Here is a 12,287-nt window from a genome sequence, read left to right as displayed (position 1 = left end):
TTGTTGCGTCGACGCGAGACTCTCCCTTCCGAACTCGGACTCTTCGGGCTAGTGGACAACCGGACCGGCCTGTCGCCGGAGGAAGCGCTGGTTGCGTTCCGAGATCTCGTCTCGGCCGACATGGACTGGGCCGACTCACGCAAGACCCGATTCCGCAGGAGCGCGGCAGTCGTCCGGATCCTCGCCCTTGGTATGACCGCGCTATCCACGGTCATCCTCGGCATCAGCGCAATCCCGAACAGGGCCTCCTGGGCGCTCCCGTTGGTCGCGTCGGTGACGCTGCTGGGAGGCTTGGACGCGTTCTTCAACTGGCGGTCCCGTTGGGTTCTCATGGAGGAGACCCTGTACCGCATGAATCGGCTTCGCGACGAGATCGACTTCTTGCTGGTGACCGGGGACCCGGCGCAAGTCACGCGAGAGCAGCTCGAGCGGTTCTTTGCTGATCAACAGGCGATCTGGAGTGACGTGAGCCGTCGGTGGGTCGAGTTCCGGAGAACCTCCCAAGCCGGCGACAGTCCTCCCGCCATACCGTCCTCCGACACTCCCTGAGGTGGCCGGTTGCTGCGGAGCGCATCGCCGTCCGTTCAGCCAGTCGTTCGCAACACTGTCCGCATGGCTTTGCTGACCGTTGGCGATGTCGACCTCCACTACGTCGAGTACCCAGGCGACTCGCGCGGGAGCGGCACGGTGCTGCTGCTCCACGGGTTCACCTGCGACCACCGGATGATGACCGCCGCGTTCGAGCCGGTCTTCGAGAGCCGGCGCGACTGGAGCCGGATCTACCTCGACCTCCCGGGTCACGGTCGCAGCGGCTCGGCGGGGATCGACTCGACCGATGCTGTCTTCGGCGTCATGGCCGACGCGATCGCCGCCCTGGTGCCGGAAGGCCCGCTGCTGGTGGCCGGCGAGTCGTACGGCGGCTACCTGGCCCAGGGTCTCGTCGAGGACCAGCCGGCCACCGGCGTGGCCGGCGTCTGCCTGGTCGCGCCGGCCGTCATCGCCGCGCACGGTCGGCGGGTGCTACCGGCACGCGAGATCGTCTTCCAGGACCCGGAGATCGCGGCCGCCATCCAATCTGGCGAGCTCGACCCGGACAGCAACTTCGCCCAGCTGGCTGTGGCCGCGGATGCCCGGACGCTGCGCCGTACGACCGAGGAGATCGACCCCGGGACCGCCCTCGCCGATGCCGATGCACTGGCCCGGATCGAGTCCGGCTACACCGGGTCCTGGGAAGCACGGCCCCGTCCGCGCTTCGAGGGCCCGTCGCTGATGATCGCCGGCCGCCAGGACCACATCACCGGCTACGCCGACCAGTGGGCGCTGGTCGACACCTATCCACGGATGACGTACGCCGTCCTGGACCGAGCCGGCCACAACGTGCACATCGAGCAGGACGTGCTGTTCGCGGCGCTGGTCCACGAGTGGCTGGACCGGGTCGAGGAATCGCTTCGCGCCTGAGCTGCCGATCTACCCGAAAACTCTCAGCGGGTATCGGTGGCACCGCGTAGAAGATCGGCGGACCCTGATATTCATTCCGAGGATCTACACAACGGGACTCGACACCTGGCAGAGCCGCCGTGATTCGAGGGGAGACAAGTGACCGTGCCAATCACCTTCAACGATCCGCAGGATGCCGACCCGGCCGCGACTTCCGACCTTGAGTGGCGCTATGGAATGGCCATCCCACAGGGCCATCGTGACCGCCTGAGCGCAGTCAGCAACGGCGGTACGGCCGTGCCGGCGGGCGTCCGGCCCACCTGCTTACGATGAGCGGCGAGCATGAGTTCGCGGTCGGCCGCTTTCCCGACCGAGTCGAGGTGACACTGACCGGGCGCTGGACCGCCGACGCGGGGCGGCTGATCGAGTCCGGCGAGGCAGATCGTCTCGTCCTCAACTACGCACACGGGTTCAGCGAGCCCGACTTGGGTTTCCTTCGCGGATTGCCGGTTCGGCAACTGGACGTCGTCGATCGGCGGCTCACGAGTCTGACGCCGATCAGCGAACTGGGGGACACCCTTGAGTGGCTGCGCATTACGTCGGATCCGGCGCTCGCCATCGATCTCACGCGCCTCCCGAAGCTGACTGACTTGTCGGCCGACTGGCAGCAGCTGGGCGCGACCATCGAATCGGCCGCGAGGCTTCAGCGACTCCACATCGGCCGGTACGACGGAGTTGATCTGGCACCGCTCTGTCGACTCGTCCACCTGAGGAGACTGGTGCTCATGGATCGACCGCGCGTGCGATCCCTCGATGGCCTGTCCGAGCTTCCGGAGTTGCAGGAGTTCGCCGTGCCCTTGGCGAAGGACCTCGTTGACGTGTCTGCACTGCGAGGTCTCGCGCAGCTCGAGGATCTCGACCTGGAAGCCTGTCGGAAGCTGAACACCATCGAAGACCTGAGCCAGTGCGTCGGACTGCGTCGTCTCAACCTCAGCGAGTGCGGCGACCTTCCTTCGGTCGCTCCGTTGCGCGGACTCACGTCCATCGAAGACTTGCTGATGTACGGCACGACCAAGGTCGTTGACGGCGATCTAACGCCCATCGCCGACCTGCCCAGGCTGAGGGAACTGCGCATGCAGTCGCGCCGCCACTACCGACCCAGCGTCGCGGAGATCCAGGCCGAGATCACTCGGGGTTAGAGGCGCTGCCGCTGGCGTGGGCGGACTGGTGTACTGGTGGGCCCAATGAGAATCTGTCGCCTCTTGTCGCCCGGGTCATCGTGGCCAGTCACCAGGACGCGTGCCATTGACTTGGCGCGACAGGACGCACTCCGGCGAGGTCTGCCTTGGCAAGAGCCAGTCCGCGCATACCGCCATTACGGCAACTGGGCGGTTCGAACGTGGGTGACCCACAGGGGCGGCAACGTGCAGGTCATCGTTGACGGAGGGTCCGGGGCGGTTCGACGTGTCACAGGGCCCACTCCTCGGTAGGCGCAGCAGCATCGCCGCCAGGTCCATCCCGCAGGCCCGCGAATCGTCCACAGATTGACGATGGCCGAGTTCTCCACAGCAGCGGCTGACCCTCGAGCGGGCGTCGGTGATCCGGCGCAGAGTCGTCCTCGGCACCGCACGGCCACCCAGGCCGGCGGACGACGATGAGGAGGACTCATGACACGACGACGCGCCCGGCGCGGCGAGCAGGGCATCACCACGGCGGAGTACGCCGTCGGCACGGCCGCGGGGGCCGGGCTGGCGGGTCTGCTCTTCCAGATGCTCAGCGGTGGTTTCGGCGACAAGATGCTGAAGACCCTGTTCGACCACGTCTTCAGCCTGCTCGGCATCGGCTGATGACCGGCCCTCGGCGGTGCCGCACCGGACGACTCCGGCGCGGAGACGACGGCGCGGTCACCGCCGAGACGGCGATGGTGCTGCCGCTGCTGGTGGCGATGACGGTCGGGTTGGTCTGGCTGCTTTCCCTCGGCGTCACTCAGGTCCGGACCGTGGACGCCGCGCGGGAGACGGCCCGGGCCCTGGCGCGTGACGAGCCACCAGAGGTCGCGGTGGGTCTCGGACGGCAGGTCGCGCCCGACGGGGCGCGGATCGAGGTCGCCGAGGCCGGCGGGACGGTCACGGTGCGGGTGACCAGCCAGGTACGGGGGCCGGGCGGGCTGTTCGACTTCGTCCCGTCGGCGACCGTCGATGCCGAGGCGGTCGCGCTCGCCGAGGAGTCCTCGTGAGGCGGCGGCAGCCACCGCCCGGGGAGCGTGGGTCGGCCTCGTTGCTGGTGGTCGCGCTGCTCGGCCTGCTGATGTTCCTCGGAGCCGCGATGTCCTTCGTCGCCGGCGTGGTGGCCGACCACCGCGCCGCCCAGTCGGCCGCCGATCTGGCAGCGCTGGCCGGTGCCCAGGCGCTCCAGCGCGGCCACGACCCCTGCGCCGCGGCCGGCCGGATCGCCGGCGCCAACGGTGCCTCGGTGCGGTCATGCGCGGTGAGCGGCGAGGACGTCGTCCTCGAGGTGACGGTCGCGGCCCGCTCCTACGCCGGCTACTCACCCGAGGTCACCGGCCGTGCGCGTGCCGGTCCGGCACCCTGACCGCCGGCGTCACCCGAACAGTGCTTCGCCACGGGCGGTCCGGGCATAGACGACGGTGCGGCCGGTGCGGTGCCGGGCGACGAGGCCGGACGCGGTGAGCCGGCGGAGGTGCTCGGAGACGCCACCGGGGGCGAGGCCGGTACGCCGGGCCAGGTCGGAGGTCGTGGCCGGAGTGCCCAGCTCGGTCAGCAGTCGGGCCCGGGTGGCGCCGAGCGCCGGGGCGAGGTCCGACGCGGGCGGCGCGGTCTCCCAGAGCGCGCCGACGGCGCGGGCGGGGTAGCGCACCAGCGGTGCCCAGGGCTCGTTGGTCTTGACGAAGACCCGGGGCCATCCGAACAGGGTCGGCACCAGGACCAGCCCACGGCCGCCGAGCGCGACCTCGTCCTCGATCCGCGGGATGTCGAGGTGGAGCTGGTCGTCGGCCCAGCTGATCGCCGGGTCCAGTCCGCCGAACATCGCACGCGGCCCACGGTCGGCGAGGTCGCGGGCGCGGAACGCGACATCGCCTTCGAGCAGCCCGCGCATCCGGTCCCAGTGCGGCTCGATCGTGAGCTGCCAGTAGGCCCGGAGCTCGTCGGTCAGTCGGCGCAGTCCGCGCCGAGGCGCCCGGTACAGCTCGGCGGTCAGGGGTGAGGGGGTGGGGCCGAAAACGGCCGCGATCTCGGCCCGGACCACCTCGGCCGGGGATGCCGCCACGACGGCCAGTTCCGAGTCGAGGTCGGCGACCGGCGAGGTCGGCGCCGGTGCGAGGAAGCCGGGCAGCTGCCGGGCGGGCCGGATGCCGAGATCGTTGAGCAGCGGGAACTCGGCGGAGCCGAGTACCTCTGAGCGGTGCTGTCGTACCCACGGGAGGTGGACGGCATGGATCCCCGGATCGCGCAGCGCCCGCAGGCCGGCCACCGCCTCCCAGACCGGCGAGATCGCGAAGCGCACGTCCGCGAGATCGGCGGGCGAGAGCCTCACGGTGATCACAAGGATTCACTCTAGAGCGAATCCATCGCGGGTCGGCGCTGGTCCGACGATGCTCGTCCGGTCACCCCATCAACGCACGGAGGAACGATGACCACCACGGTCAAGATCGGCGACCGCGCCGTTCACCAGCTTGGCTTCGGCGCCATGCGCCTGTCCCCGGACCCGGGCGAGGTCGGGCCGCCGCACCAACAGGCGGTCGCGATCCTGCGCCGCGCGGTCGACGCCGGCATCCAGCTGATCGACACCGCCGACAGCTATGCCTACGGACGCAACGAGGAGCTGGTGGCCGAGGCACTCCACCCGTACGCCGCCGACCTGCTCGTCACCACCAAGGCCGGTCAGTCGCGGCCGGGTGGCGGCTGGGTGCCGCTCGGCCGGCCGGAGTACCTCAAGCAGCAGGTGGACCTCAGCCTGATGCGGCTCCGGGTCGAGGCGATCGAGCTGTTCCAGCTGCACCGGATCGATCCGAAGGTCCCGTTCGACGAGCAGATCGGCGCGCTCACCGAGCTCCAGCAGGACGGCAAGATCCGCCACATCGGCCTGTCCCAGGTGCGCGTGGACCATATCGAGCGCGCCCGGCATGGCGTCGAGGTGGTCTCGGTCCAGAACAAGTACTCACTCGGCGACCGGCGAGACGAGGCCGTCCTGGAGTTCTGCGAGCGGGAGGGCATCGCCTTCCTGCCCTGGCGGCCGCTGGACCTCGGCAGCGCCGGTTCGCCGACGGCGCAGGCAGCCGCGGAGGTTGCGGATGAGGTGGGCGCGACGGCGACCCAGGTGGCGCTGGCCTGGCTGCTGCAGCGGTCGCCGATGCTGGTGCCGATCCCGGGAACCAGCAGCCCGGACCACTTGGAGCAGAACCTCTCCGCTCGCGACCTGACCCTCAGCGAGGAGCAGCTGGCCCGGCTCGACAGCGGCGCCGTGGGCGCGGCGTAGGCGTCAGTTTTCGGTGGTGTCCTCGGCGCGGCGCTCCGCTTCGACCTTGTCGAGCTTCTCGGAGAGCTCGCCGAGCTTCTTGTGCTCGCGACGCTGCTTGATCTCGCGCTTCGTGCCGAACTTCAGGATCCCAAATCCCCACAGCACGGCGAGGCCTGCGGCGACCCCGATCAGGAAGAGCGCCTCGGCGCCCATGTCGATGCCGAGGAACTCGACGTGCCCGCCCTCGACGTCGGTCAGGAAGATGCCGGCGGCGATCGCAAGAGCCCCGAGCGCGATGAGGAGCAGTCCCAGGATGACCATAAGCCTCAGGCTACTCGCGAGTGGACCAACAGGACATCAAGCAACGCGACGGCGGCGCGTTTGTCGAGAGGGCTGTTCTGGTTGCCGCACTTCGGCGACTGCACGCACGACGGGCAGCCGTCCTCACACCGGCACGACGCGATCGCGTCGCGGGTCGCCCGCAGCCAGGTAGCCGCGGCGGCGTACCCGCGCTCGGCGAAGCCTGCGCCCCCGGGGTGTCCGTCGTACACGAAGACGGTGAGCCGTCCGGTGTCCGGGTGCAGCGCCGTCGAGACGCCGCCGATGTCCCACCGGTCGCAGGTCGCGAAGAGCGGCAGCAGCCCGATCGAGCAGTGCTCGGCGGCGTGCGCGGCGCCGGGCAGGTCGGCGGCCGCCAGCCCGGCGTCCACGAGTACGTCGCCAGGCACGGTCCACCAGACCGCGGTCGTCGACAACACCCGTGACGGCAGGTCGAGCAGTTCCTCGCTCATCACCTCGCCACTCGGCACCCGGCGCTTCAGGAACGACACCACCTGGTGCGAGACCTGGACGTCCCCGAACGCCAGCCGGCACTCGCCCCACGACACCGCCGACCGCTCCGAGGTGATGGAGATGTCGGTGATCTCCCGCGCCGAGGTGGAGTACGGCGGCTCCGCACGCTCGATCGTCGCCACCCGGTCCTCGAGATCCAGCGACGTCACCAGCCAGGTCTCGCCCATGTGCAGGTAGACGGCGCCGGCGTGGGCGGTGGAGTGCGCCGACGAGGCGTCGACGGTCCCGACCACCCGTCCGGTCGAGCCCTCCATCAGCGACACCGGCGCACCGCCGGTCGAGCGGATGTCGGCCAGGTCGCTGGCGCGCCGCCGGTCGGTCCAGTACCAGCCGCGCGCCCGACGCCGCAGCAGCCCGGCGGCGGTCAGCGCATCGACGCCGGCCCGCGCGGTCGGGCCGAACAGCGGCAGGTCCGCCTCGGTCAGCGGCGCCTCGTCGGCGGCGGCGCACAGGTGCGGGCCGAGCACATAGGTGTTGGTCGGGTCGAAGACCGTCGCCTCGACCGGCTGCCCGAGCAGCGCGGCGGGGTGGTTGACCAGGTAGGTGTCCAGCGGGTCGTCGCGGGCGACCAGGATCCCGAGCGCGTCCTGCGCGCCCCGGCCGGCCCGCCCGATCTGCTGCCACAGCGCGGCGCGGGTCCCGGGGAACCCGGCCAGCAGGACCGCGTCCAGACCGCTGATGTCGATGCCGAGCTCGAGCGCGTTGGTCGCCGCCAGCCCGGTCAGCTCGCCACTCCGCAGCGATTCCTCCAGCGCACGGCGCTCCTCGGGCAGGTAGCCGCCGCGGTACGCCGCCACCCGCGCGCCGAGCCCCGGCTCCACCTCCTCGAGCAGCTCGGCGGCGGTCAGCGCCACCGACTCCGCACCCCGCCGGGAGCGGATGAACGCCAGCGTCTGCACCCCTTCGGCCACCAGGTCGGCGAGCAGGTCCGCGGTCTCGGAGGACGCCGCCCGACGGACGGGCGCACCGTTCTCCCCGGCGTACGACGTGAACGGCGGCTCCCACAGCGCCAGCGCGACCTGCCCGCGCGGTGAGGAGTCCTCGGTGAATGCCCGCACGGAAAGCCCGGTCAGCCGCCCTGCCGCCTCGGCCGGCGAGGCCACGGTCGCCGACGCCAGCACGAACGTCGGGGAGGCGCCGTACATCGCGCAGACCCGGCGCAGCCTCCGCAGCACGTGCGAGACGTGGGCGCCGAACACCCCGCGGTAGTGGTGGCACTCGTCGACCACGACGTAGCGCAGCAGCGACAGGAAGCGCGCCCAGCGCGCGTGCCCGGGCAGCAGCGAGCGGTGCAGCATGTCCGGGTTGGTCAGCAGGTACTCGCCGTGGTCGCGCGCCCACTCCCGCTGCTCGCGTGACGAGTCGCCGTCGTGGGTGGTCGCGCGGACGTCCAGCCCGAGCGCGGCCAGCCCGGAGTGCTGGTCGGCCGCCAGCGCCTTGGTCGGCGAGATGTAGAGCGTCGTGGCGCCGCGCTGCCCGCGCTCGCCGCGCGAGGAGCGGATCGCCGACAGCGCCGGCAGCTGGTAGGCCAGCGACTTGCCGGACGCGGTCCCGGTGGCGACCACCACATGCCCGCCGGAGTACGCCGCCTCCGCGGCCGCTGCCTGGTGCGCCCACGGCCGCTCGATCCCGCGCGCGACCAGCGCCGCACGCAGGTCAGTCGCCACCCACGAGGGCCACTCGGCGTACGCCGCGGCCCGCGGCGGCAGCACCTCCAGGTGCGTGAGCCGGTCCTCCCGGCCGGGCACCGCGGACAGCCTCTCGACGAGCGCCCGCACATGTGGCAGGTTCGGGTCGTAGGCTGGACTCACGGGCGCAGTCTGGCAAACTGCACCGACGGGTTGGGTTGGGGGAACTATCGATGCGCCTCTTGGCCACCCGTGGTTTGATACTGCTTGGCTACGTTCGGGGCAGGTGGCGCCGATCGTTGGCCCCCGGCAACACTGCCCTGAGGAGTGGATCGTGGACTTGACCCTTGCTACCCGCGAGATCGATGGTGCGACCATCGTCGCCGTCGGGGGCGAGATCGATGTCTACACCGCGCCCAAGCTCCGCGACCGGATCACCGAGCTCGTTGCCAGTGGCGTCTACGACATCGTGGTCGACATGGAGCGGGTGGAGTTCCTGGACTCGACCGGACTCGGCGTCCTGGTCGGCGGCCTGAAGAAGGTCCGCGCCCACGACGGTTCGCTTCAGCTGATCTGCAACCAGGAGCGGCTCCTCAAGATCTTCCGGATCACCGGGCTGGCCAAGGTCTTCACCATCCACGAGAGCGCCGACCAGCTGGCAGCCGGCTGACCCAGCCGCTCCGTTCCGCCACGAACTGCCACGAACCGGCGCCCGACTCGGCGCCGGGCTCGTCGGCCCAAACACTGACCCTGTAGTTGTGGTCCAAGCCGACCTTTGTCAGACTGCGCCCGGCTTGTTATGAGAATCACAAACTCCAGGAGGAACTGATGGCCGGGCTCCACCCCGCTGTCGTGGAACTCTCCGGTGGCAATCTCGTGCTGGTCATCGTCGTCGCTCTGATCGCCCTCGCGGCGCTCGGGATGGCCGCGATGTTCCGGGCCGAGGTACTGGCCGCCGGTGAAGGCACCGACCGCATGAAGAACATCGCACTCGCTGTCCAGGAGGGCGCCAACGCGTACCTCGCGCGGCAGTTCCGGACGCTGGCGATCTTCGCCGCAGTGGCGTTCTTCGTGCTGCTGGCCCTGCCCGCCGACGACGCGTGGGTCCGGATCGGCCGGTCGATCTTCTTCCTGGTCGGCGCCGGGTTCTCCGGTGCCGTCGGTTACCTCGGCATGTCGCTCGCCGTCCGCGCCAACCTGCGCGTGGCCGCGGCTGCCAACGAGACCGGCCGCGACCCGGCGATGAACGTCGGCTTCCGCACCGGTGCCATGGTCGGCATGCTGACCGTCGGCCTCGGTCTGCTGGGCGCCAGCGTCGTCGTACTCCTGTTCCAGGACGAGGCCCCGCACGTGCTCGAGGGCTTCGGCTTCGGTGCCGCGCTGCTCGCGATGTTCATGCGAGTCGGCGGCGGTATCTTCACCAAGGCCGCCGACGTCGGCGCCGACCTGGTCGGCAAGGTCGAGCAGAACATCCCCGAGGACGACCCGCGCAACGCCGCCACCATCGCCGACAACGTGGGCGACAACGTGGGCGACTGCGCCGGTATGGCCGCCGACCTGTTCGAGTCGTACGCCGTGACCCTGGTCGCCGCGCTGATCCTCGGCTCGCAGGCGTTCGGCAACGAGGGCCTTGTCTTCCCGCTGCTGATCCCGGCCATCGGCGCGCTGACCGCCGTACTCGGTGTCTACCTCACCAAGCCGCGTGCCAACGAGGGCGGCCTGAAGACGATCAACCGCGCGTTCTACATCTCGGCCGCGGTCTCCGCGATTGCCTGCGTCATCCTCTCCTACCTCTACCTGCCCGGCAGCTTCGCCGAGTTCGAGAACGTCCAGGGCGTCGACATGGTCGGCGCCGACGGCGACCCGCGGCTGATTGCCTCGCTGGCGGTGGTCATCGGCATCGTGATGTCCGCGGCGATCCTGGCGCTGACCGGCTACTTCACCGGCACTGAGCACCGTCCGGTCAAGGACGTCGGCAAGACCGCCCTCACCGGTCCGGCCACCGTGATCCTGTCCGGCCTCTCGGTCGGCTTCGAGTCGGCGGTCTACACCACGCTGGTCATCGGCGCAGCGGTCTTCGGTGCCTTCCTGCTGGGCGGCGCGACGCTGACCGTCTCGCTGTTCGCGGTCGCGCTGGCCGGTTGTGGTCTGCTCACCACCGTCGGCGTGATCGTCGCGATGGACACCTTCGGCCCGGTCTCCGACAACGCCCAGGGCATCGCCGAGATGTCGGGCGACGTCAGCGAGGAGGGCGCGCAGATCCTCACCGAGCTCGACGCCGTCGGCAACACCACCAAGGCGATCACCAAGGGCATCGCGATCGCGACCGCGGTTCTCGCCGCCACCGCGCTGTTCGGCTCCTACGCCACCTCGGTGGCCGAGGCGCTGGCCGACGCCAAGCCGACCAACGACGAAGCGGCCGCACTCGACTTCGTGGTCTTCGACCCGGGCGTGCTCGTGGGTGTGCTGCTCGGTGCGGCCGTGGTGTTCCTGTTCTCCGGTCTGGCCATCAACGCGGTCGGCCGCGCGGCCGGCGCCGTGGTGTTCGAGGTACGCCGCCAGTTCCGCGAGATCCCCGGGATCATGGACGGCAGCACCCGCCCGGAGTACGGCAAGGTCGTCGACATCGTCACCAAGGACTCGCTGCGCGAGCTGGTCACGCCGGGCATCCTCGCCGTACTCGCTCCGGTCGCCGTCGGCTTCGGCCTCGGCGTCGAGGCGCTGGCCGGCTTCCTGGCCGGTGCGATCGGCACCGGCACCCTGATGGCGGTCTTCCTGGCCAACGCCGGTGGTGCGTGGGACAACGCGAAGAAGCTGGTCGAGGACGGCAACCACGGCGGCAAGGGCTCCGACGCCCACTCCGCGACCGTCATCGGCGACACCGTCGGTGACCCGTTCAAGGACACCGCCGGTCCGGCCATCAACCCGCTGATCAAGGTGATGAACCTGGTCTCGCTGCTGGTTGCCAGCGCGATCGTCTCGATGAGCGTCGGCGACGACCAGAACGACGCGCTGCGGATCAGCATCGCCGTGGTGGCGGCGGCGATCATCGCGACCGCGGTCTACATCTCCAAGCGTCGTCCGATCGCCATCGGCGACGACGCCCCGGCGGACGAGCCCGTGCTCGACAAGGCCTAGTCGCCGACCGGGCGCAAATGGTCCGGTAGCAACGCTGACCGGGCACAAATGGTGGGAAGCCCCCGCCATTTGTGCCCGGTCGGCGCATTTCCGGCGCCATTTGTGCCCGGTCAGCGTCCAGACGGACGGGGCTAGAGTCGGAGCGTGACTCGCGTGGCCGGCCTGCTGCTCGCCGCCGGTGCCGGGCGGCGGTTCGGCGGCCCGAAGGCGCTGGCCGAGCTCGACGGCACGCCGCTCGTCGTACGGGCTCTTAATGCCCTGACCGCCGGCGGATGCGAGCCGGTCCGGGTCGTGGTCGGCGCCAGGGCCGACGACGTACGGCGGCTGCTCCCGGACTCCGGGATCGCAGTCACCGCCCCCGACTGGGAGTCGGGAATGGGCGCCTCGCTGCGGGCCGGCATGGCGGCGATCGCGACCCTCGACCCGGCGCCGGATGCGGTGCTGGTGCACCTGGTCGACCTACCTGACGTCGGTGCCGGCGTCGTCGCGCGGCTGGTTGCGCTGGCCGGTCCCGCGGTGCTCGCCCGGGCCGAGTACGGCGCGGGGCCGGGCCATCCTGTCCTGTGCGGACGGGACTGGTGGCCGCAGTTCGTGGCCGCCGCGGAGGCCGACCGCGGGGCGCGCGCCTTCCTCGCCGGACACCCCGACCTGCGGGTGGTCGACTGCTCGGACCTCGCGGCCGGACGTGATGTGGACCGCGCGGCCGATCTGGATCCGGGCTGAGTGCAACAGAAGCGGTCGCCGTCGCGTAGG

At 70.6% G+C, this 12,287-nt stretch carries 13 protein-coding genes; 10 read left to right on the top strand and 3 right to left on the bottom strand.

Annotation, left to right across the window (positions count from 1 at the left end):
- The first annotated feature begins 51 nt into the window (after window positions 1-51).
- The 6 genes from DDV73_RS14100 (at window position 52) to DDV73_RS14075 (ending at window position 4,029) form a co-directional block, all read left to right on the top strand.
- A complete protein-coding gene (locus tag DDV73_RS14100) occupies window positions 52-549 on the top strand; it encodes an SLATT domain-containing protein (protein WP_206050873.1) in 498 nt (165 codons plus the stop codon).
- A 63-nt stretch (window positions 550-612) separates the two neighbouring features.
- A complete protein-coding gene (locus DDV73_RS14095; protein ID WP_109507886.1) occupies window positions 613-1,458 on the top strand; it encodes an alpha/beta fold hydrolase in 846 nt (281 codons plus the stop codon).
- Window positions 1,459-1,766: 308 nt separating this feature from the next.
- The gene (locus tag DDV73_RS14090; RefSeq protein ID WP_109507885.1) at window positions 1,767-2,636 is read left to right on the top strand and encodes a leucine-rich repeat domain-containing protein; all 870 of its coding nucleotides are present in this window, start codon (window positions 1,767-1,769) and stop codon (window positions 2,634-2,636) included.
- Window positions 2,637-3,104: 468 nt separating this feature from the next.
- A complete protein-coding gene (locus DDV73_RS14085; RefSeq protein ID WP_109507884.1) occupies window positions 3,105-3,284 on the top strand; it encodes a DUF4244 domain-containing protein in 180 nt (59 codons plus the stop codon).
- A complete protein-coding gene (locus DDV73_RS14080; protein WP_109507883.1) occupies window positions 3,284-3,673 on the top strand; it encodes a TadE family protein in 390 nt (129 codons plus the stop codon). Before DDV73_RS14085 ends, DDV73_RS14080 begins: the two co-directional genes overlap by 1 nt.
- Window positions 3,670-4,029: an Rv3654c family TadE-like protein gene (locus DDV73_RS14075; protein WP_109507882.1), complete on the top strand. Its 360-nt coding sequence runs from the start codon at window positions 3,670-3,672 to the stop codon at window positions 4,027-4,029. Before DDV73_RS14080 ends, DDV73_RS14075 begins: the two co-directional genes overlap by 4 nt.
- Window positions 4,030-4,038: 9 nt before the next feature.
- Here DDV73_RS14075 and DDV73_RS14070 read toward each other — a convergent pair whose 3' ends face one another.
- Entirely contained in the window at window positions 4,039-5,001 is a 963-nt protein-coding gene (locus DDV73_RS14070; RefSeq protein ID WP_109507881.1) for a DUF5937 family protein, read from the bottom strand.
- A gap of 87 nt (window positions 5,002-5,088) precedes the next feature.
- Between DDV73_RS14070 and DDV73_RS14065 the strand changes: the two genes are divergently transcribed.
- Window positions 5,089-5,934 carry an aldo/keto reductase gene (locus DDV73_RS14065; protein ID WP_109507880.1) on the top strand — a complete coding sequence of 282 codons (846 nt, stop codon included), beginning with the start codon at window positions 5,089-5,091 and terminating at the stop codon, window positions 5,932-5,934.
- A 3-nt stretch (window positions 5,935-5,937) separates the two neighbouring features.
- On the opposite strand, the gene DDV73_RS14060 is transcribed toward DDV73_RS14065, so the two are convergent.
- Window positions 5,938-6,237, bottom strand: a complete 300-nt coding sequence (locus DDV73_RS14060) for a hypothetical protein (RefSeq protein WP_109507879.1) — start codon at window positions 6,235-6,237, stop codon at window positions 5,938-5,940.
- Between the two features lie 5 nt (window positions 6,238-6,242).
- Window positions 6,243-8,579 (bottom strand): DEAD/DEAH box helicase, encoded by a 2,337-nt coding sequence (locus DDV73_RS14055; RefSeq protein ID WP_240617281.1) that lies wholly within the window; start codon window positions 8,577-8,579, stop codon window positions 6,243-6,245.
- A 151-nt stretch (window positions 8,580-8,730) separates the two neighbouring features.
- On the opposite strand from DDV73_RS14055, the gene DDV73_RS14050 reads away from it, so the two are divergent.
- From DDV73_RS14050 to DDV73_RS14040, 3 genes are all read left to right on the top strand, one after another.
- A complete protein-coding gene (locus DDV73_RS14050; RefSeq protein ID WP_109507877.1) occupies window positions 8,731-9,066 on the top strand; it encodes an anti-sigma factor antagonist in 336 nt (111 codons plus the stop codon).
- Between the two features lie 158 nt (window positions 9,067-9,224).
- Window positions 9,225-11,534, top strand: a complete 2,310-nt coding sequence (locus tag DDV73_RS14045) for a sodium-translocating pyrophosphatase (protein ID WP_109507876.1) — start codon at window positions 9,225-9,227, stop codon at window positions 11,532-11,534.
- A 144-nt stretch (window positions 11,535-11,678) separates the two neighbouring features.
- Window positions 11,679-12,257 (top strand): nucleotidyltransferase family protein, encoded by a 579-nt coding sequence (locus DDV73_RS14040; protein WP_109507875.1) that lies wholly within the window; start codon window positions 11,679-11,681, stop codon window positions 12,255-12,257.
- Window positions 12,258-12,287: the final 30 nt, after the last annotated feature.

This window comes from Nocardioides speluncae, from assembly GCF_003121585.1.
Classification (GTDB): domain Bacteria; phylum Actinomycetota; class Actinomycetes; order Propionibacteriales; family Nocardioidaceae; genus Nocardioides; species Nocardioides speluncae.
Note: the sequence above shows the minus strand (reverse complement) of the source record. Positions and strands in the feature narration are given on the sequence as shown.